Below are 19800 nucleotides of genomic sequence, written 5' to 3' on the forward strand. Positions count from 1 at the left end.
ACCCCTTTTCGCACCGCTCTGTGCAGCAACTATGCAGCGTGTCCACACAATCCAACGTTTTCCCAGCCGTTCCACAGCCATGCCAGCTTTCAAGACACATAACGATGCCATAACGATTGCCCTAAAAGAGACCTCTATCACCAGACGCTAGTGATAGTGCTCAGCCGCGGGCAGCAAGGTAGGCATCATAAAGCTCACGATTAGACCACGCCGTTCCCGCGGCGGCCTGCTTGCAGGCATCCTTGGCACGCACGCCGCGTTCAACCTCTGCGCGGACCTGCTCCACGAGGGTCTCCAACGACACGGGTGCGGCATCACCGCCCTCGATGACTACGGTGATTTCACCCCGCGCATTCTCTTGCGCCCATTCGGCAAGCTCGCCCAAGCAACCGCGCTTAATCTCCTCATATGTCTTCGTCAGCTCGCGGCAGACGGCAGCGCGACGGTCGGCGCCGAGGATTTCGGAGGCGTCGCCAAGCGTCTGCGCCAAGCGGTGTGGGGACTCGAAGAAAGCAATAGCGCGCTGCTCCCCCACCAAGGACTCCAGCCACGCCTTGCGCGGGCCGGGCTTGCGCGGCGGGAAGGCATCGAAGAGGAAATGCCCCACCCCCAACCCCGAAAGCGCGAGGGCGGTCGGTACCGCCGAAGGACCCGGGAAACACGTCACGGGCACACCCGCCTCCACAGCGGCGGTCACGATGGAGTGCCCCGGATCAGAAACCAGCGGCATGCCGGCGTCCGACACGACAAGCACGGTTCCCGTCCGGGCAGCGGCGACTAACGTGCGCGAGCGTTCCTCTTCGTTGTGGTCGAAGTTGGAGACCACCTTGCCGCGGATTTCTACTCCTAGCGCCTGGGCCAGATTGCGGACACGGCGAGTGTCTTCCGCGGCAATCACATCTGCGTGGCCCAAAGCCTGCATTAGTCGGGCGGAAGCATCACCGGGATTTCCCAGCGGCGTAGCGGCAAGGATGACACCGCGGGGCAAGGGATCAAGCTGAAGACTCATACTCACCAGCATGGCACACGCAAGCTAGACTCTTCCGGGTGAGTATCGCAACCCCTACAGATCGATCTGGCCGCCGCAAGCGCACGCGCCTATCCGCCGCGCGTGGCGCGCATACCCGGCCGGCACCGCCTGCCCCTCGGCCCTACACCTGGACCCGGGCCGACACGATCAGCACCGCGATCATCGCGGTACTGGCTTTACTCACACGATTCATTGGTTTGGCTGCTCCGGTTTCTGAAGGCACACCCGTCTTCGACGAGAAGCACTACGTGCCGCAGGCCTGGGACATGGTCACTAGCTGGCATAACCTCTTCCTCGGCGGTATTGAGTCCAACCCAGGCTACGGCTTGGTCGTGCACCCACCACTGGCCAAGCAGATCATTGCGATATCAGAAGCGCTTTTCGGCTATACCCCACTGGGATGGCGGGCCATGGCCGCACTTTTTGGTGTGGGCACAGTAATGCTCACCATGGCGCTGGCCCGCCGCCTGTCTGGTTCGTGGCAGGTGGGGTTTCTGGCTGGCCTGCTCGCTGTGTGCGATGGTGTGCTGCTTGTAGCCTCCAAATTCGGAATGCTCGACATCTTCCAAGTCTTCTTTGTGGTTGCCACCGCGTGGGCTTTGGCGCGGGATCACCAGCAGATGCGTGAGCGCCTCCACACTGCCTTCGTGTCGGGAACGATGGGTGACTCCGACTTCGGGCCCCGCTTTGGGTTCCGGTGGTGGCGTTTTGCAGCCGGCGTTTTCTTGGGGCTGACGCTGTCGGTCAAGTGGTCCGGCCTGTACTACATCATGTTCTTCGGCCTGATGAGCGTTTTCTCGGACCTCGCGCTGCGCCGCCTCTATGGCGTGCGCCGCTACATCGTGGGCACGCTGGTACGCGATACACCAGCGGCCCTCGCCTCCATCGTTGCGGTTCCAGTGGCACTGTACGCCTGGTCCTGGCGTGCGTGGTTCGCTGATGAAACCGCTGTTTACCGCCACGCTAAGGTAGACGGCACTATTGAAGAGGGCTCTTGGTTGCTCCACCTCCCCGAGTCCCTAGCAGGCTGGTTCTACTATCACTCCTCCGTGCTGGAGTTTCACGCCTCCTTGACCACCTCGGGCGGCCACAGCCATCCGTGGGATTCCAAGCCCTGGGCTTGGCTGGTGGCTGCACGCCCCATCCTTTATTACTCCTCCACGGACATCTCCTGCGGGGACGGCGGCTCCTGCCGCAAGATGCTGTACCTCTTTGGCACTCCCGCCATCTGGTGGCTGGTCATCCCGGCAGTGCTGTGGGGCTTGTGGTCCCTGCTCGTTCGCCGCAACCGCGCCTTCCTCATCCCGCTCGTGGGTGCAGCGGCGGGATTCCTGCCTTGGCTGGCCGTTTTCGACCGCCAGATGTACTTCTTCTATGCCACAGCTTTCATCCCGTTTGTCATCGTGCTGATATCTCTGACCTTGGGGCAAATGATTGGGCGCGGCCGTGTTCTGCAATGGCGCTGGCTCACAGGACTCTTTGGTTCCGCGATGCCGTTGGGCACCTTCCTCACCGTGTGCTACGCCGCACTCGTGGTGGCGATGTTCGCCTACTTCTCCCCGATTCTTTATGGCTACCTCATCCCTGATTCGTGGTACAACTCCATGATGTGGCTGCCGTCGTGGACCTAACGCGGGCTAGCAGATAGCGTCCGATAAACGTCCCGCAGCAGGAACCCCCGGTCCGCTGCCCAAGCCCAGCCCAAGCTGACGGTGGCCAGGCCCGTGCCGATGAGGATATAAACCTGCCCCGCAGCGACGCTGCCCAGGGCAAAATCGCGCATGGTAAAGCCGCACAGGAACGCGAACATCGTACAAGCTACCGGCAGCAATCCAGGGGCCGAGGCTGGGCGCCATGCCGCAAAAGCCAAGCCACTTGCTAAACCGAAACGCAGCGCCGCAGCCTCCATCAGCAGGTGTGCGCGCCCTGGGTCAGCCCCTTCCGCGAGGGTTCCTTCGCTCGATAAGGTGGTCAAGCCTGAGGCACTAACGACGACCACGACCGCCCACACCAAAAACGCCAGAGCCAACACCCCCAGGGATACTCGCGCCAACGTCAGCGACGCCTGCCGCGTGCTGGAAGCGCGCTGCCATTCCGGCTCCACGCCGGCAAGGATGACCTCAGACAGGTCTTGCGGCGGAACGCCAGCCGGTTCCACGAGGCTCAACGAGTGTGTTAGGGCTGCCGCCTTATCTCGGAAAGCCGCGCACTCGGGGCATCCCGACACGTGCGCTTCAATGACGTCCGGTGAGAGCTGCGGAGCTTCCCCATCGAGCTGTGCGGAAATCGCCGCCTGCACCTGCTCATGCGTCAGCACGGCTCAACACCCCATCCACACTGGCCCGGCCGGAGCCAAAGACGACAATCATGAGCAACGACACGATGAGAACCAGCGGATACTCGACGCCACCATCGGCTGCAAAAAGGCCATTGCCCATGTGCACGAAATACAATGCGCAGGCCATCAGGAGAGCCAAAGCACCCGCGACAAAGGTGGTGAGCAGGCCTACGACCAGCGCCGCCCCTCCCAGCATTTCCGCGAAAGCAGCCAAGTACGCCGAGGTATGCGGCTGCGGGACACCAAGTGCGGAAAACTGCCCGGTTATTTCATCCATTCCGCTAAAAAACATCTTGTCTACACCGTGCGCCACGAAGATGACTCCCAGTACCGCGCGGAAGATCAGGAGCGCGGCATCGCGTACGGCGGGTCTATTCATGGTTCATAGACTACCCTGGATAGCCACCTCTCTCCGAAAGGACTCCCGCCCAGCATGCACGTGTGGACCTCACTGGACTCTCCCCTCGGCCGCCTCACTCTCGTGGGCTCCGCGCGAGGTTTATCGCAGGTGTATTTCCCTGACGAATCCCCAAATCTCAGCGGCCTGCGACGCCTCACCGATCGCTCAGATAGCACCTGGCCGAGCGTTAAAGTTCTTGTCGCGGCCACCCAACAGATCACCGAATACTTCGCCGGCACGCGGCGAGACTTCGAGCTGCTTCTCGACGTCCCTCCTTCTCCTGAAACCTTCCACGACCGAGCACAACGCGCGCTTCGCGACATCCCCTTCGGCGAACGTTGGACCTATTCGGCTCTTGCCACCGCCGCCGGTAGCGCTCAAGCTGCCCGTGCCGCGGGTAGCGCCTGTGCCAGCAACCCGCTTCCCATTGTGGTGCCGTGCCATCGCGTCGTGCCAGCCAGCGGCGGCCTAGGCTCCTATCGCGGGGGTGTGGCCGCAAAACGGCTACTGCTGGAGCACGAAGCAGGGAACCAATAGCTAGATCTTGCAGTCTAAAAAGGCATGACTACTACACACATGGCAAACGATACGAAACTTGTATATGACTCTGCGGGCCTTGGCCGCCCCGCGTGGGCAATGACTTCTCCACTGCTCAAGGAGTATTACGACACCGAATGGGGCATGCCCGTCCATGAGGAATCCGCTCTGTTGGAACGGCTCTGTCTGGAAGGCTTCCAGGCCGGGCTGAGCTGGGAGCTCGTGTTGCGCAAACGCGAAGCCTTCCGCGCTGCTTTCGTCGGCTTTGATGCTGACCTTCTGGCCAGCTTTGGCGAGGAAGAAGTCGAACGCCTCATGAACAATCCAGAAATTATCCGCAACCGCCTTAAGATCAACGCGGTGCTCGCCAACGCCAAGGCCACGCTGGCCCTGCGCGAGCAAGGCGGGCTGGATGAATTCATTTGGAGCTTCTTGCCGGCAGAAACGATTGCGCCAGAAAGCGAAGAGGACATCCCGAAATACACAAAAGAAGCCTTGGACATGTCCAAGGCTTTGAAGAAGGCTGGGTTCAAGTTCGTCGGCCCAGTGACCTGCTTTTCACTCATGACGGCCATCGGGATGGTCGACGCCCACCTTATGGGCTCGCATCGCCGCGGTAGTTCGGGAGTGTGGTCGGCCTAGCGCTCAGCGCGCTTGAACGAAAGGCACATTCACGTGCTGCTTAACCGACTCGCCGTGCCGCGAGGTCATCACGCCGCTGGCGCGGGGAAGGATGCGGCCCATCGAAACCGCCGTCGGAATCATCCTCTGAGTACACCGGAAGGTAATCAAAGTCCGGGCTTTCATCATCGATTTCCAAGATGAGCGCGCCCGGGCGGCGCAGGTTCGGCGGCAGTGACTCAGCAGGGTTCTCCGCGTTGCGCACACCCAAGCGCGCACGGCGCAAGTGGTAGACTCGGCGACGAAGTAGCTCCTGCTCGCGGCGCACCTGGGCGCGCAGCGCCACCAGGTAGACCGTGGTCACAACACCAGCGATGCCCGCCAACCACCAGGTCCAACCGCCCACGACGATGCCCAGGCATACCGTTGCGACCACCGCCACGGCTAGGCCGATGAGCGTGCGCTGGCGGCGCTGGTACCGCGTGGCCGAAGCCTCCTTCTCCTTCACCGGATCCCAGCCGCCGCGGCCAAGACGGCGCTGCGCAAAGGCAAGCTCTTCCGCGGAGAGCTCGGTATCGCTGCCGTTGTTTTCAGCGTCCTCAGCGGAGTTCGTATCTGCGACATCAATGCTCTCGCCCTCAACCGCCGTGGTTTCTTCCTGCTCCAGAGCATCATAAGCGCCGTCTGCCTCCTCGGCGATGGTGTCCTCCGGAGTCTGGTCCACAGAGTCAATAGCACCCGGGTACATCAAATCGACCGGAGAGGTATAGGAGTCATCCAAGCTGTAAGCATCTTCTGCGACGCTAGCGTTGGCCGGAGCCGTGAAAACCTCAGCTGCGTTCGCTTCAACGCTCTCAATATCATTATCGAGGTCGTGCTCATTTTCGGTATCATGCTCAGGTTCCGCTGCTAGCTCGAAATCCTCTTCCGCATCTTCAGCCTCGAGAACTTCGCCGTCAATCGTGTCGGCGACATCTGGCTGCTCAGCAGCATCAGCCGCAGCGCGGCCGGATTGAGAATCCTCACTGACGCCTTCGGCCTCGACCAACTCGTAGCCTGCCTCCTCAGCATCAGCCTCCGCCCCTGCCTGGGAACTCAGGCGGACATCTTCCTTGCTCAAGCGCGGCTTAGGACGGCCCGGCACGGAGCCGGAATCGCCTTCGAAGAGCACGCGGGTCTCTTCAAAGGCCTCACCTGTATGGCTCATCGGGCGTTGCGAACGCAAAAGCAACGGGGCGAGGATGAAGAGCCACAACACGATTACGAGAATGATCGGCACGGCAGTCATCATGCGGCTGTGTCCCACTTTCAGGGGTCGACGAAAAAAGGGAATATAACTAGGCCCCTACTCTAGCCGCCCAACCCCAGCCTGTGGGCATCAACGAGACCATAAATTACAAGGTTGTTACTTAAGTGAAAGCAGAGGTAGTTGACCTAAAATATCTGCTGGAATATCTGCTGTCTCAGCATCGGCTAAGCACCGCTGAGGCGGCCCGTCGCGCGCAAGCGCTCCACCGCCCCGGAAGCAAAATCCTCACGATTCAGTGCCAAGAAGTGGTGGTCCCTCCACGCGCCGTCGATATGCAGGTTGCGACGCAGGAAGCCTTCATCCCGAAACCCGTTGCTGTGCAGTACCTTGCCTGAAGCAGGATTCTCCGGCAGATAGGTGGCTGTCACACGATGCAACCCTACACGGTAAAAAGCATGGTCCACGCCGAGAGCGCAGGCGGCAGTAGCCACGCCAGCTCCGTGCACCGCGGAATGAACCCAATAGCCAATCCAGCACTCGCTGACCCCACCATGCTGAATATTCCCTAAGGTCAACTGCCCGCGGAACTGACCATCGACGTCGATAACGAGCGGCACCACAGTTCCAGCGCGGGCTGAATCACGCAAAAACATCAGGTGATTCCACCATGCCGACTGCGAATGTGCCGCATCCCACGACGTCGGCAGAGTCGGCTCCACAGGTTTAAGGAAATCCTTATCCTCGATGCGCTGCCGCCGCCACGACTCACCGTCCCGGCGCAACAGGGGGCGCAGGCGCACCGTCGCCCCGCGCGGGAAGACGCGAGACGCTCGCAACTGAACCGCAGGCGTAGCTTCTGGCCATCCAGGGTGGCCGGGGTTGACCTCGCCGCTGGCGGGAGTAGAAAAGCGCCCCGCGGCGGTACCGAAAGGATCAAGCATGATGTCGGCGGTGGCCAGCTAGCTGCGTTGGGTCAGGAACAGGACGTCCACCACGTCCCCGGGGCGGATCTCTGTCACTTCCTCCGGGATGCGAATCATCGCGTTGGCCTCGGATAGTCCGGCGAGCAAATGCGCCGGCGCGCCAGCCGCGCCGCCCAGTCCTTCCACCAGGTAGTCGGAGGTGTCTGCATCCCGCATCAGCCGGGCACGAATATAACCACGGCGCCCCGGGCGGGATTCCATGTGGTTAAGCACGCGTGCACGCACCACGCGGCGTTGGCCGCTGCGCTTGCCCAGGGAGAGCCGGATCAGCGGGCGCACAAAGACCTCGAAGATCACCAACGCGGATACCGGGTTCGAGGGCAACAGGAAGGTCGGGATGCGCTCCTCCCCCAACAGACCAAAGCCCTGGACCGAGCCTGGGTGCATCGCTACGCGTGAGGTATCCACATCTCCCAACTCATCGAGGACCTCACGGATTTCTTCCGAACCTGCGCCACCCACGGCGCCGGAGATCACCAGCACCTCGCTGCGCGCCAGATAGGTTTCCAAGGCCTCCCGCATGCGGCGCGGCTCGCCGGCTGCGATACCGACGCGATGCACATCGGCGCCGGCCTCCTTCGCGGCCGCCGCAAGCGAATAAGAGTTCACGTCGAAGACTTGACCCAGGCCGGGTTCACGGTCGACGTCGACAAGCTCCTTACCATAGGACACGATGGTCACGCGTGGACGCGGATACGCCAACACCTTTGAGCGTCCCACTGCCGCGAGCAGGCCAATTTGTGCGGGGCCCAAGATGGTTCCGGAAGACACGGCAACATCCCCGGGCTGAATGTCATCGCCCACGCGGCGCACGAAGTCGCCCGAACGCACCGGGCGGTGCGAGGTCACACGCTTGCGGCCGCGGTCCGTCCATTCGAGGGGAAGGACGGCGTCGGCAAGCGTCGGCAACGGCGCACCCGTGTAGACGCGCACCGCTTGCTTGGGCTGCAAACGCAAAGGCTGGCGCGAGCCTGCCGGAACCTCCCCTACCACCGGAAGCGAGCGCTCAATTTCAGTCTCCGAGGCAGGAGCATCAGCATCCTCGGAGTCGTGGCGCGAGCGTGCCTTGAGAGCTTTTTCTCCCCCGACGTCCACGGCACGCACGGCATAGCCATCAATGGCTGCTTGCGGAAACCCCGGGAGCGGCTGGTTTGCCTGCACCTCCTCCGCGCACTTGAGACCTAGGGCATTCGCGATGGCGATGCGTACCGGCTCGGGAGTCATCGCTGCATCAAGAATGAACGCCATCTGGTCATCGACCGAACGCATGTACCGCCTGCCTTTACTCTGGGGGATGTGGGGTCTAAAGGGGTGGAAGTTACTGGAGTAGAGCTTAGCGCGCTAGGCGTGTGAAGGCTTAGGCCTTCAGCCCTTTTTCTTCTTCGTAGTCCTCCACAATCTTCTTGATTGCCTTGTAGAGCGCGGGGCCGTACTTCTCATTGCGCAGACCAAAGTCAACGTTGGCTGGGATGTAGCCGCCCGGGTTGCCCAAGTCGTGACGCTTGCCTTGGTGGACTACGACGTGAACGGGGTGGCCTTCCTTAATGAGGAGCTCAATGGCGTCGGTCAGCTGCAGCTCCCCGCCCTTGCCTGGCTTGATGCGGCGAAGGGCATCAAAAATCTTCCTGTCGAGCAGATAGCGCCCAGTGGCCACGAGGTTCGAAGGCGCATCTTCCGGATCCGGCTTCTCCACCATGCCCACAACCTTCTTCACGCCCGGCGCGTTGGTGTCCTCGACATCGAAGACGCCGTAGTTATAGGTCTCTTCGCGCGATACCTCGAAGGCGCACAGCACGCTACCACCCAGCGCTGCACGAACGCGGGCCATCTCCCCCATGACGGTGGCCGGCAGGACAATATCATCCGGGAGCATGACGGCGAAGAATTCTTCGTCATCCTCCAGCACAGATTCCGCCAAGCCCACCGCGTGCCCCAGGCCCAGCGGCTTTTCCTGCTCTACGGAAATTGGGTGAATCAACTGAGCAGCGCGCTTGACCTTGGCCACCTGCTCGTCTTTGCCGCGGGCGTCAAGGGTTTCAACTAGATCAGGAAACTCCTCGAAGTGCCGCATCACTTCTTGTTTGTTCGGTGCGGTAATCACCGCGAGGCGCTGGGCGCCCACGGAAGCGGCCTCTTCCGCAATAAGCTCAATACCCGGCGTATCAACGACGGGGAGCAGCTCCTTCGGTACGGTCTTGGTGGCTGGCAAAAAGCGGGTGCCCATGCCAGCAGCGGGGACAACGACCGTGGCGATCCCGGTATGGGAATCCTCGTGTGCAATAGCCATAAGTTCCACTTTACAATGCGGCCACCATGCTCCCGTGCTGCGCTACGCCAGCCCGCTATGATTAAAGCCCATGACGACCTCCCCCAAGGACGCCTTAAGATCCTCACTCCTAAACGCCCGGCGCGCGCGAACCGCCGAGCAGCGCGCTGATGACAATGCTGCGTGGTGCGCCGGTGTGGGTGAGTTACTTACTCCCGCGATGCGGATTGCCGCCTACCACCCCCTGGGCACAGAGCCCGGCGGGCCCAACTTCGTAGAGACCGTGGCAGCGCTTTGCAAGGAGGTCTACCTGCCCATTTCCGGCAAAAACGGTGAGCTTTTATGGACGCTGTATGGCGGGCCAGAGGCCATGCGCCCGGGGGCATTAGGAATTGCAGAGCCCGTCGGGCAACGCCACAGTAGCAATGTCTTGGCGCGACTTGATCTCATCCTCGCGCCCGCGATGGCAGTGAGCGAATCTGGCATGCGCTTGGGCAAGGGAGCGGGGTACTACGACCGCGCGCTCACTCCCCTCCCCACTGGACGCCCGCCTGTCGTTGCCTTGGTGCATTCCAGCGAGGTCCGCGATGTCCCCTTCGATGAGCACGACCGCCCAGTCGATGGCGTCCTCACCGAGCGCGGGATGCGCTGGCTTTAATCGCTTTCGGGCCCCGCCCGGGAACCACGCGGCGCCACGCGCAGTCTAAGAAGGTATGGATTTTCTACATGTTCTGCGCACCCCGGGACATCGCCGCAGTGTGCTCCTGCGCCGCGTTATCGCAGCTGTCCTGCTCGTGACCGCCGCAGCCAGTGCGCTCGCTTCCACGCGTGAGCAGCCCCACGTCGTGGTCATGGCCCGGGACGTGGCGGCCGGGGAGACGCTAGCGCTTGGCGATGTCTCCGTGGCCCGCGTCCCCTCCTCCGCTCTTCCCGCCACGGCGTTGGGAAATAACCCAGAGGATGCCGTGGGACGCGTGCTGGTAGCGGCCGCGAGCGCTGGCGAAATCTTGACCACAACTCGTCTACTCAGCTCAGATCTCGTCGCAGATTTCGGTATGGACAACGGCCACCTCATCCCGCTTACGCTGGCTGAGCCGGAGATTTCTCTTAATCTCCACCATGGAGATACGGTCAATATCGTCGGCACGGTCGAGGATGAGCCCGACGGTACCGCCCCCGCACGCGGAACGACTATTGCCCGTGGCGCTCGCGTCGTGTCGGTGGGAACAGGCGGAGATGATGCACGCACCCAATCGTTGCTCGTTGCCCTCCCCGCCGAGGCGGCCGAGGACGTCGCTGCCGCTTCCCTTGCGCAACCGCTCACGGTCGTCATCGTGGGCGACCGTGCCCACAATTAAGATGACACTGTGAAGATCGCCGCGTTTGCGCATCAATGGTGCCGCGGGATGTTGCCACCACCAACAATCTCTGCCTAGTATGGGCGCATCCACTCAGGCGCTAATGTTTGTGTGTCTTTCCTGTCTCACAACGTCGTGGCAACGCATGCTGTGAGCGCTCAACAGTGGTCTTTTCTATTCCCCGCAAGTTTCCCCCGATGTTTCTTCCCGAGGAAGCACTCCTATGCTTCAAGACTCTCTCTCAATCGGGCTCCTTCAGGTTATAAACGTGCTAGGTGCCACCTCCCTGAACAGCGTTAGAGCACTCACCGCGCGCACTGCGACGCAGCCGCGCGCTACCGAAGAAGCAATTACTCCGCAGAAAAGGACATATTCCCATGCTTAAGGGCTTTAAAGATTTCATCTTGCGCGGCAACGTCATCGAGCTAGCCGTGGCCGTCATCATCGGTGCTGCATTCACCGCAATCGTCACCTCCATCACGGACCACCTCATCCAGCCGCTGATCAACTCCTTCGGTTCCCCGGACTTCGGTGGCCTGGGCTTCGCGATTACCGACAATCCCGAGACCTTCCTTGACTTTGGTGCGGTCATCACGGCACTCATCAACTTCCTGATCGTCGCCGCCGTCATCTACTTCGTCATTGTCGCTCCGCTCAACGCCGTCACCGAGCGCACTAAGCGCCGCCAGGGTGTTGACCCGGAGGAGCCGGCTCCGACCGCCGAGCAGCTGCTCGCTGAGATCCGCGACCTGCTCGCTGCTGAGAACGGTGGCACCACCACTGAGAAGCCAGGTTCCAGCTTCTAATTCACAAGCAAAACCTGCAATCCCGCAGAGCCTGCACAATGCTGAAGCTCTGCGGGATTTCCTTATGCGCTCTAGGCCCTCGACGCGCTACTGCGTAGTACCAAAGTGCGGCGGCATATTCTCGCGGTAGAAAGCCTCACCGGTGACATCATCGTCACCGTCGCCTCCGGGCACCTGTGTGTCCCCGTCGAAATTCACGGTGCGCAGTTCGTCGCTACCCGCAACAGCGGAAGCAGCATGGGGTACCGGCCCGCTGGGGACATCGAAACTGCGATCGTAATTCTCAGCGGTCGACGGACGCTGAGCTCGACGACGGCGCGGACGCGAGGAGCGTGGCGTGGGTTCGGCCATTAGACGCTGGATTTCTGCAGCTGATCAACGAGGTGGTGCACCAGCGGCGTCAAAGTGGCCATGCCATCGCGCACCGCCGCGCGGGACGACGCGACGTTAACGATGACCGTTGACCCAGACACTCCCGAAATACCGCGGGAGGTGCACGCATCCACCGCGCCACAAGCCTGGCCGGAAGAGCGCAACGCTTGCGCTACGCCCGGAACCATTTGGTCCAGCACTGCGCGGGTTGCCTCCGGAGTCTTATCACGCGGGCCGACTCCCGTGCCGCCAATCGTGAGCACCAAGTCGACTCCCCCGACCACGCCGGTCTCGATAGCCTGCCGGATCTTGGACTTCTTGGAGCGGACAATCACTGCGCCGTCAACGGTGAACTCGGCTTCAGCCAGCAGTTCACCAGCCAAGCGCGATGTGTCCTGGGCCGCCTCATCCGGGTGATCGGTGACGATCACAACGAGCGCGCGGCGTGGCGCTTGAACGCTTTGTTCTTGTTCGCTGGCAATGAGGAAGGCGTCATCGGGTTCGGTAACGTCATCGAGTTCGCGTGAGGCATCGCGCCCCAACAGCTCGGTTGCGTCGGTGTTGTCTGCCACGGAGGTTCTCCTTAAAGGTGGGACGGAATCTTCCGGAAGTAGTTTCTTGAAAAGGTGTCTGGGTGCGAGGCTCACGCGGCGCTGGCGCACCGCCCAAGTATTTGTAAACTTACTCGCTTGCCAGCGTTACCTCTACCTTTCTCGCATCTTCACTATCGCGACTCTTCACCTCAAGGGTGACGGTTGCACCAAACTCCTGGGAACGTGTTGCCGCGATCAGGGCATCGGAGCTTTCAATGAGGCGCTCATTAACGCGGGTGACCACGTCACCGGACTTCAGTCCTGCCTTATCAGCTGGGCTATCAGGTTCCACGTCGACAATCTCTGCACCTTGGGTCTCGCTCTGCGCGCGAACCTTAACACCCAAGGTGGGGTGCTTGACCCTGCCGTTATTAATGAGCTCATCGGCCATGCGCTTAGCAAAGTTCGAAGGAATTGCGAATCCCAAGCCAATGGAACCGCCTTCGGAACTCGAGCCACTCGACAGCGAGGCGATCATCGAGTTCATGCCAATGATGTTGCCCTCCATGTCCACCAAGGGGCCGCCGGAATTACCGGGGTTTACGGCTGCGTCGGTCTGAATGGCGTCGATCAACGAGGACTCCCCACCTTCCTGCGAGGCACGAACAGGGCGGTTCTTGGCTGACACAATTCCCGACGTCACCGTTGCGTTCAGCCCCAGCGGGGAACCAACGGCGACTACTTCTTGCCCCACTGCGGTAGCGTCCGAATCACCAAACTGGAGATAGGGCAGGTCATTGACATCATCAATCTTGATGACGCCTACGTCCGTCGTCGCATCCGACGCAATGAATGTAGCGCTATGACGCGAGCCGTCATTCATTGTCACTTCCAGACGCCCTCCTTGGTCTGCACCGGCAACCACGTGGTGATTGGTCAGCACATAGCCATCCGGGGAAATGATGGACCCGGAGCCCTCGGCACCGCCCGAGCGAGTTATGGAGTAAATGGAGACCACCGCTGGGAGAACCTTCGACGCCACGTCCTCCACAGAACCATCAGCTGGCTCTTGGCCGGTGCTATTTGCCACCGGCTGACGTTCCAATACTTCGTTGACGGTCGAAGTGGAAGACTTATCCTTGCCCGCTGCGCCGACAACCGCACCGGTGACACCGCCAGCACCAACGGCTGCGACGAGCATCATTGCCAGCGCAGTGCCCAGACCTATCTTGCGCTTATTCTTCTGATCGGGGCCCGGCTGCACGCCGTGCACGCCCGCACCTTGTTGTCCTGCATAAGGCTGCGTTGGATTCTGCGACTGCGGGCTGCTCTGATTGGGTTGGCCGAAGCCGTAGCTCGCTCCGCTATAAGGCGCTTGCGCGCCGTAAGAAGCCTGGGAGGGCTGAGCACCAAATGAAGGTCGGCTCCCCTGCCCTGGCTGGCCCCCATAAGGTGCCTGCCCGCCAGACTCCCACGAGTTGGTGCGCGGTTGATTCCAACCATTCGATTCGCTTCCCGCCGAAAATACCTCGCCGCGCTGTTGCGCCTGTCCCCGCCCATCAGAGTTCTGCGGGTTATCCATGGGACTATCCATGTTCGAATTCCTCATATTCATGTCAGGTAGTGTGCTCTTTCAAGCTGGTGCGCATCTGTCTCTGCTCTGCCAGTGTGCTAGGAAAAGCTGGACGTTTCCTGTGTGCACTGAGCTGGGGTGATCCATCGCACGTTAACCTTGATTGAACCACCGCTCGGCAAAGATTCTGCCGCGGTCATTGTGGTTCCCCGAATGTTCTCCGGAAGTCTCCTGTGCCTGTCCCGTCGCTTGTTGCGCAGCGGTCGAATCGAACTGAAACTCATTCGGCTGCTCTTCCAGGCCGTCCACCATGGCATCGCCCTCGGTAGGATGTCCCGGCAGGATGACTTCCATGCGCGTTCCCCCATCTGCAGATTCCTTGATGGTGATGGCTCCGTTGTGCCGCTCGAGCACGGATTTCACGATGGCCAACCCCAACCCGAATCCCGGCATCGCCCGGGCTTCCGCGGAACGGTAGAAGCGCTCAAAGACCTTGTCTCGTTCCTCCGGGGCAATACCGGGGCCGGAGTCATCCACGCGCAGGCGCACCTTATCTTGGGCCACCTGCTTCATCGATACGCGCACGGTGCCCGTCGCTGGAGACCACTTCGCGGCATTGTCCATGAGATTGAGCGTGGCGCGGCCCAAGGCAAACGGATCCCCGTCAAGGACCCACGGGATAAACCGCACACGGAAGTCGACGTCCGGGCGGCGACGCTTAGCTCGGTTGAGGGAATGCTCCAAAACCTCGTGCAGCTCCACCGGCTCGGGTTCCTTTTCGGTGGCATCTTCACGCGCCAAATCCACGAGGTCACCAATCAAAGTCGACAGCTCGGACATCTGAGCCATCACATCCTCTTCCAAACCACGCCGGTCCTCCTCACTGATGCCAAAGCCGCCACCGGACTTATTCAGCATCATGAGGAGCTCAATGTTGGTTCGCATGGACGTCAGCGGTGTTTTCAGCTCATGGCCGGCATCGGCCACGAATTGTGATTGCTGCACGCGCGCGTGTTGGAGTGCGGACAGCATTCGGTTGAAGGACACCGTCAGCTGCGACATCTCGTCGTTGCTCTCGACCGCAATCGGGCGCAGATCATTGGTTTGCGTCACATAATCAACCGCGCGCTTCAAGCGAGCGATGGGCTCCATGCCAGTCTTGGACACCACCATGCCGGCGAAGACGGACAGCAAAACGCCAAAGGCCACGATGATGAGCAGGGCCGAGCCTACTGCGGAGACGATGTCTTCGGTAGGCCCCAAGTCCTTAGCTAGGACTACCGTCGCACCGCCTTCTTGATACTTAGCCAGTACGCGCTCACCACCCAAAGTGCGGATGGAGCTTTCCATCCTGTCCCCATCCGACTTGAAGTCACCACCCACGGGCAGTGCATCACCGTAAGAAAACGCAACTGCAGGCGGAGAGACGGAGACCCGAGTCGAGGGGTTATAGAGCTTAAATGTCGCGATCTCTTGATCGATATTCTCTACAAAGGCCGGGTCCTGAGCTTGCTGCATCAGCACATCCGCTTGCTGCATGATCTGCCTATCGACGCTCGCCGTCATCGACGCTGCAACCAACCAGTAGGTCACAAAAGTCATTACTGCTACCGCAACGGCGACAACGACACCGGTAACTAGAGAAAGGCGCCACCGAAGCGGCACCCGCGAAGCCCAGCCGCGACGGCCTGAGAGGCCCAGCCACGCAGTAGTATCTAGGGCTTCAGAAGGCACCGCGTCAGGCGCGGGCCTCCGCAGAATCACGCGATAGCCTCCCTCATGACGTAGCCAACGCCACGCACGGTGTGAATAAGACGCGGCTCGCCATTTTCTTCCGTCTTCTTACGGAGGTAACCGATGTAGACCTCAAGAGCGTTGCCGGAGGTCGGGAAATCATAGCCCCATACCTCTTCCAAGATGGTATTGCGGGAGAGCACCTTGCGGGGGTTCTCCATGAGCAGGCGCAGCAGGGCAAACTCAGTACGGGTCAGAGAAATCTGACGCTCGCCGCGGGTCACCTCACGCGTATCGGCATCGAGCTTGAGGTCCTCAAAGCTCAACTGGGTTTCAACCGGCTGCTTCTTTGCAATCGACTCCGCAGCGGCGCGGCGGACCAAGGAACGCACGCGGGCTAGCAACTCTTCCAGAGCGAAGGGCTTGGGCAGATAGTCATCGGCGCCGGCGTCTAGACCTGCAACGCGGTCAGACACTCCGTCGCGAGCCGTCAATACCAAAATGGGGCGGTCCCAACCTTCGCTGCGCAGGGTGCGACAGACCTCCAGACCATCCATGTTCGGCATCATCACATCGAGGATGAGAAGCTCTGGGTGCTCGCTGTGCACCATTTCGACAGCCTGTACGCCATCAGCGGCCAATATGACCTCGTAGCCATTAAACTTCAGAGAGCGGCGGAGCGATTCGCGTACAGCCTGCTCGTCATCGACGACAAGAATCTTCATAGTCTCAATTATGTCCTATCGGGGTTGAATTCTCGAAGTAGAACCCAGCCTGTCGCCCCCCTAATATTCACCCTTTAAGCACCACAATGGTCTACACGCGCGCCAAACAATTGGCCTACGCTGCACAACCAGTGGACACGACAACAAAACGAAAAATTTTCACGGATAACAAAAATCCCCGCGAATTCACGCAGAAAAGCGAATTCGCGGGGCAACAGTGGCGGCCCTAAGACCTCAACGCTGAAAGCGCCTCAGACCTTAGAACTGCTCGACGTCTACCAGGCCGAGCTTGGCAGCCTTAACCAGGCGGCGCGGAATGCGCACGGTCTGGCCGTCGATGGTGACTTCCTGGAGGGCGACATTGTCAGCCTTCCACTGGGAACGGCGAGAGTGAGTGTTCGCGCGGGACTTCTTAAACTTAGGAGTTGCCATCTTCTTCTATCCTCCTTACGCGTTCTTCTTCTTGCGGCGAGCCATTGCACCGAAGCGCTGGTTGAACTTCTCAACACGGCCAGCGGTATCCATAACGCGCTGCGCACCAGTCCAGAACGGGTGGGACTCAGCGGTCACGTCAACGACGATGAGCGGGTACTCGTTGCCGTCTTCCCACTCAACGGTGCGCTCGGAGGTAGCGGTGGACTTGGTCAGGAAGGAGTGGCCGGTACCGGCGTCCTTAAAGACCACCGGGTGGTAATCCGGGTGGATATCTTTCTTCATATGTCGATTCCCTCAGGGTTGAACTACGGGTCGGTTCCTTCCGCGACGCTTCCCTTTTCATACCACCGAGCATCGCCGCGATGACGGCGCTCGATGGCTTTTGGGAGCGTGAAAGGATCGTGCCCGAGTTGGGTCTCTATACTTACAAAATTGTGCGGCTCGCGCCGACAACTCGAAATATCCTACAGGCCAGCGGCATTAAAATCGAAATCGCCGCAGGACGCAGCCCACAGAGTTAGGCGCGGAAACCCGCCTCCAACGCCCCCGCCTGCAGCTTCACCACGGGAGAGCCGTGGGCGAGACACAAATAATAAGCGCCAAAGCCCGACGATAATTCAACGGTGATTAGGTTCTACAGTCCGTGGCATGTAAGATTTCCCCTTGCTGTTGTCAAAGTAATCGTTTTACGCCCTCATCAACTGGTGTTCAACGGATATATGCCTCCTGCTCAACCTCACTTTTCGAGCGCCGCGCCTCACCGCGGAATAGGCACTCCGTTAGTCGCTTTCGATGTGGGCGGCTAGGAGAAAGAAGACCCATGTCGGCTATTTGCCAGGTAACGGGCCGCAAGCCGGAATTCGGCAAGCAGGTCTCGCACTCGCACCGCCGCACTTCGCGCCGTTGGAACCCCAACGTGCAGCGTCGTCGGTACTACCTGCCCTCTGAGGGCCGTACCATCACCCTGAATGTTTCCACCAAGGGCATGAAGATCATCGACCGCGACGGCATCGAGTCCGTCGTGGCCAAGATTCGCGCACGTGGGGAGAAGATCTAAAGATGGCACGTAATGACATCCGTCCAATCATCAAACTGAAGTCCACTGCGGGCACCGGCTACACCTACGTGACCCGTAAGAACAAGCGCAACAACCCGGATCGCATCACCTTGAAGAAGTTCGATCCGATCGTCCGCAAGCACGTCGAATTCCGCGAGGAGCGATAATTTATGGCTAAGAAGTCAAAGATCGCCAAGAACGAGCAGCGCAAGGAAATCGTCGCCCGCTACGCGGAGCGTCGCGCTGAGCTCAAGGCAATCATCAAGAACCCGAACACCCCGGACGAAGAGCGCCTCGAGGCGCAGTTCGAGCTGAACCGTCAGCCGCGCGACGCCGCCCGCGTCCGCGTCCGTAACCGCGACTCCGCTGATGGACGTCCGCGCGGTTACCTCCGCAAGTTCGGTCTGTCCCGTGTCCGTATGCGCGGCATGGCTCACCGTGGTGAGCTGCCGGGCGTTCGCAAGTCCAGCTGGTAAAGGGGTACCCATACAATGGCTGTCAAGCGTAATAATCACAAGAAGTTCCGTATGGAGCAGACCCGCCGCCCGAAGAAGAACCCGCTCAAGGCCGAGGGCATTGAGAAGGTTGACTACAAGGAGATCAAGACCCTGCGTCTGTTCATCTCCGACCGCGGCAAGATCCGCTCCCGTCGCGTCACCGGTCTGACCCCGCAGCAGCAGCGCCAGGTTGCTACTGCCGTCAAGAACGCACGCGAAATGGCTCTCCTGCCGTTCACGTCCCGCTAAACACTAGCTGGTTTCAACAGCGCACTTTTGCCGCTGTACTCGTGACACACTAGGACAGGACAAAAGAGCTTTTAGCCGCCGCCTACCTCCCCTGCTAAAAAGGGGAAGGTAGGCGGCGGCTTTCGTTTTCCTACCAGCAACCTTGTGCGCCCGTATCCACCCTGTCATGTTCAGTGCGCCCGTCCAGAGTGATAGATTGAAGGGCTAGAACGCCCCTGATGGAAAGGGAAACAAGGACCTTATGCCACTGCACGAATCCCTCACCGATCTCAGTGAACTCGCCACCCATTGCCACTCCCCTGCCCATGCCCGTGGTCTGCTGGAGGAGGCACAGGACCTGCTGCGCAACGCCACGGCCCACCGCGGAGATGGAGTTGAGCTCGCTGCCTGGTTTTCTCGCGTAGTCACCGATATTGTCCGCTCTCCCGGTCTGGCAAGTCCCGTGCGGCTCACCGGCGCCGCTGCCCGCGGCGATCTTCTCCCTTCGCTCCCCATCACGTGGCTGGGCACGGACGAACAGCTGGAGCAGATCATCACTGAAGCCGGCCTATCCTGTGGTGCGGTGCAAGACCTAGCATCGACGCGTGCGGATGCCGGCCTTCCCTTAGGCACGGGCGGCGAGGAGGAGCTCTATACCGAGGCAGTGTCTCAGCGGCCGGCACCGCTGAAACTCGTCGACGGTCTCCCCGACCGCTCTGCCGACGTGTCCATTCGTCTCTCCCTGCTCGCACCGGTGTCTGCCATCGCCCGCTGGGCGGCGCCAGCACCCCGCCCCACTCCAGACCGCCTCGCCATTGGCGTCGAGCGTGAGCTTCTTAGCTCCGCCGAAGCGGAGGGGCTGAGCTTAGCTTGGGGCACGGGCATCGCCCTAGAGTTGGGTCGGTGGTACGAGGGCGTCGATCAGCACAGCGTTGTGCTGGCTGATTTGCCGCCTTTGGACCGTACCGCCTACGGTTCGGCGTGCCGCACTGTCTCTGCTGCTATCGAATCCATCGTGACTAGGCACGGTAGTGTGGTTAGCTGTATCGAAAGCTAAG

At 60.7% G+C, this 19800-nt stretch carries 25 protein-coding genes; 11 read left to right on the forward strand and 14 right to left on the reverse strand.

Features of this window, described 5'->3' with window-relative positions; all coding sequences use genetic code 11:
* Window positions 1–160: 160 nt before the first annotated feature.
* Complete coding sequence (gene rsmI / locus HMPREF2978_RS12345) at window positions 161–1009, reverse strand: 16S rRNA (cytidine(1402)-2'-O)-methyltransferase (protein ID WP_070529321.1); 849 nt, start codon at window positions 1007–1009, stop codon at window positions 161–163.
* Window positions 1010–1047: 38 nt separating this feature from the next.
* On the opposite strand from rsmI, the gene HMPREF2978_RS12350 reads away from it, so the two are divergent.
* Complete coding sequence (locus tag HMPREF2978_RS12350) at window positions 1048–2661, forward strand: dolichyl-phosphate-mannose--protein mannosyltransferase (RefSeq protein ID WP_070745768.1); 1614 nt, start codon at window positions 1048–1050, stop codon at window positions 2659–2661.
* Here the strand turns inward: HMPREF2978_RS12350 and HMPREF2978_RS12355 are convergent.
* The gene (locus HMPREF2978_RS12355; protein WP_070745770.1) at window positions 2658–3347 is read right to left on the reverse strand and encodes a zf-HC2 domain-containing protein; all 690 of its coding nucleotides are present in this window, start codon (window positions 3345–3347) and stop codon (window positions 2658–2660) included. The genes HMPREF2978_RS12350 and HMPREF2978_RS12355 overlap by 4 nt on opposite strands.
* Window positions 3334–3747, reverse strand: coding sequence for a DoxX family protein (locus HMPREF2978_RS12360; protein ID WP_010187578.1), 414 nt, complete (start codon window positions 3745–3747; stop codon window positions 3334–3336). Before HMPREF2978_RS12360 ends, HMPREF2978_RS12355 begins: the two co-directional genes overlap by 14 nt.
* 54 nt (window positions 3748–3801) lie before the next feature.
* On the opposite strand from HMPREF2978_RS12360, the gene HMPREF2978_RS12365 reads away from it, so the two are divergent.
* On the forward strand, window positions 3802–4305 hold the full coding sequence (locus tag HMPREF2978_RS12365; protein ID WP_070745772.1) for a methylated-DNA--[protein]-cysteine S-methyltransferase: 504 nt from the start codon (window positions 3802–3804) through the stop codon (window positions 4303–4305).
* A 24-nt stretch (window positions 4306–4329) separates the two neighbouring features.
* Window positions 4330–4947: a DNA-3-methyladenine glycosylase I gene (locus HMPREF2978_RS12370; RefSeq protein ID WP_083299026.1), complete on the forward strand. Its 618-nt coding sequence runs from the start codon at window positions 4330–4332 to the stop codon at window positions 4945–4947.
* Window positions 4948–4987: 40 nt separating this feature from the next.
* Here the strand turns inward: HMPREF2978_RS12370 and glpR are convergent, their stop codons facing one another.
* The 4 genes from glpR to HMPREF2978_RS12390 all read right to left on the reverse strand — a co-directional run bounded on the left by glpR (window position 4988) and on the right by HMPREF2978_RS12390 (window position 9445).
* On the reverse strand, window positions 4988–6217 hold the full coding sequence (gene glpR, locus HMPREF2978_RS12375; protein WP_070745774.1) for a divisome protein SepX/GlpR: 1230 nt from the start codon (window positions 6215–6217) through the stop codon (window positions 4988–4990).
* Window positions 6218–6399: 182 nt separating this feature from the next.
* A complete protein-coding gene (locus HMPREF2978_RS12380; protein WP_070745776.1) occupies window positions 6400–7116 on the reverse strand; it encodes a GNAT family N-acetyltransferase in 717 nt (238 codons plus the stop codon).
* An 18-nt stretch (window positions 7117–7134) separates the two neighbouring features.
* The gene (glp, locus tag HMPREF2978_RS12385; protein WP_070745778.1) at window positions 7135–8427 is read right to left on the reverse strand and encodes a molybdotransferase-like divisome protein Glp; all 1293 of its coding nucleotides are present in this window, start codon (window positions 8425–8427) and stop codon (window positions 7135–7137) included.
* An 88-nt stretch (window positions 8428–8515) separates the two neighbouring features.
* Window positions 8516–9445: a UTP--glucose-1-phosphate uridylyltransferase gene (locus tag HMPREF2978_RS12390; protein WP_070745780.1), complete on the reverse strand. Its 930-nt coding sequence runs from the start codon at window positions 9443–9445 to the stop codon at window positions 8516–8518.
* A 70-nt stretch (window positions 9446–9515) separates the two neighbouring features.
* On the opposite strand from HMPREF2978_RS12390, the gene HMPREF2978_RS12395 reads away from it, so the two are divergent.
* From HMPREF2978_RS12395 to mscL, 3 genes are all read left to right on the forward strand, one after another.
* Window positions 9516–10082: a 5-formyltetrahydrofolate cyclo-ligase gene (locus HMPREF2978_RS12395; protein WP_070745782.1), complete on the forward strand. Its 567-nt coding sequence runs from the start codon at window positions 9516–9518 to the stop codon at window positions 10080–10082.
* A 55-nt stretch (window positions 10083–10137) separates the two neighbouring features.
* Window positions 10138–10782 carry an SAF domain-containing protein gene (locus HMPREF2978_RS12400; RefSeq protein ID WP_070529343.1) on the forward strand — a complete coding sequence of 215 codons (645 nt, stop codon included), beginning with the start codon at window positions 10138–10140 and terminating at the stop codon, window positions 10780–10782.
* Window positions 10783–11159: 377 nt separating this feature from the next.
* On the forward strand, window positions 11160–11588 hold the full coding sequence (gene mscL / locus HMPREF2978_RS12405) for a large conductance mechanosensitive channel protein MscL (RefSeq protein WP_070529345.1): 429 nt from the start codon (window positions 11160–11162) through the stop codon (window positions 11586–11588).
* An 87-nt stretch (window positions 11589–11675) separates the two neighbouring features.
* Here the strand turns inward: mscL and HMPREF2978_RS12930 are convergent, their stop codons facing one another.
* The 7 genes from HMPREF2978_RS12930 to HMPREF2978_RS12435 all read right to left on the reverse strand — a co-directional run bounded on the left by HMPREF2978_RS12930 (window position 11676) and on the right by HMPREF2978_RS12435 (window position 17242).
* Complete coding sequence (locus tag HMPREF2978_RS12930) at window positions 11676–11939, reverse strand: hypothetical protein (RefSeq protein ID WP_070529347.1); 264 nt, start codon at window positions 11937–11939, stop codon at window positions 11676–11678.
* Window positions 11939–12532, reverse strand: a complete 594-nt coding sequence (locus tag HMPREF2978_RS12410) for a MogA/MoaB family molybdenum cofactor biosynthesis protein (protein ID WP_010187605.1) — start codon at window positions 12530–12532, stop codon at window positions 11939–11941. Before HMPREF2978_RS12410 ends, HMPREF2978_RS12930 begins: the two co-directional genes overlap by 1 nt.
* 109 nt (window positions 12533–12641) lie before the next feature.
* On the reverse strand, window positions 12642–14087 hold the full coding sequence (locus tag HMPREF2978_RS12415; RefSeq protein WP_246818783.1) for a trypsin-like peptidase domain-containing protein: 1446 nt from the start codon (window positions 14085–14087) through the stop codon (window positions 12642–12644).
* Window positions 14088–14219: 132 nt separating this feature from the next.
* Window positions 14220–15668, reverse strand: coding sequence for a sensor histidine kinase (locus HMPREF2978_RS12420; protein ID WP_246818784.1), 1449 nt, complete (start codon window positions 15666–15668; stop codon window positions 14220–14222).
* A gap of 158 nt (window positions 15669–15826) precedes the next feature.
* Window positions 15827–16525, reverse strand: a complete 699-nt coding sequence (locus HMPREF2978_RS12425; protein WP_070529354.1) for a response regulator transcription factor — start codon at window positions 16523–16525, stop codon at window positions 15827–15829.
* Window positions 16526–16783: 258 nt separating this feature from the next.
* Window positions 16784–16957: a 50S ribosomal protein L32 gene (gene rpmF / locus HMPREF2978_RS12430; RefSeq protein WP_010187615.1), complete on the reverse strand. Its 174-nt coding sequence runs from the start codon at window positions 16955–16957 to the stop codon at window positions 16784–16786.
* A 15-nt stretch (window positions 16958–16972) separates the two neighbouring features.
* On the reverse strand, window positions 16973–17242 hold the full coding sequence (locus HMPREF2978_RS12435; RefSeq protein WP_070520710.1) for a type B 50S ribosomal protein L31: 270 nt from the start codon (window positions 17240–17242) through the stop codon (window positions 16973–16975).
* Window positions 17243–17780: 538 nt separating this feature from the next.
* Here HMPREF2978_RS12435 and rpmB point away from each other — a divergent pair.
* From rpmB to HMPREF2978_RS12460, 5 genes are all read left to right on the forward strand, one after another.
* Complete coding sequence (gene rpmB, locus HMPREF2978_RS12440; RefSeq protein WP_005279911.1) at window positions 17781–18017, forward strand: 50S ribosomal protein L28; 237 nt, start codon at window positions 17781–17783, stop codon at window positions 18015–18017.
* A gap of 2 nt (window positions 18018–18019) precedes the next feature.
* Window positions 18020–18184, forward strand: a complete 165-nt coding sequence (rpmG, locus tag HMPREF2978_RS12445) for a 50S ribosomal protein L33 (protein WP_010187624.1) — start codon at window positions 18020–18022, stop codon at window positions 18182–18184.
* Between the two features lie 3 nt (window positions 18185–18187).
* Complete coding sequence (gene rpsN, locus HMPREF2978_RS12450; protein ID WP_010187625.1) at window positions 18188–18493, forward strand: 30S ribosomal protein S14; 306 nt, start codon at window positions 18188–18190, stop codon at window positions 18491–18493.
* A 15-nt stretch (window positions 18494–18508) separates the two neighbouring features.
* A complete protein-coding gene (rpsR, locus tag HMPREF2978_RS12455) occupies window positions 18509–18763 on the forward strand; it encodes a 30S ribosomal protein S18 (RefSeq protein ID WP_010187626.1) in 255 nt (84 codons plus the stop codon).
* A 241-nt stretch (window positions 18764–19004) separates the two neighbouring features.
* On the forward strand, window positions 19005–19799 hold the full coding sequence (locus HMPREF2978_RS12460; RefSeq protein ID WP_070745786.1) for a hypothetical protein: 795 nt from the start codon (window positions 19005–19007) through the stop codon (window positions 19797–19799).
* Window position 19800: the final 1 nt, after the last annotated feature.

The sequence above is a fragment of the Corynebacterium sp. HMSC074C01 genome (assembly GCF_001814605.1).
GTDB lineage: Bacteria > Actinomycetota > Actinomycetes > Mycobacteriales > Mycobacteriaceae > Corynebacterium.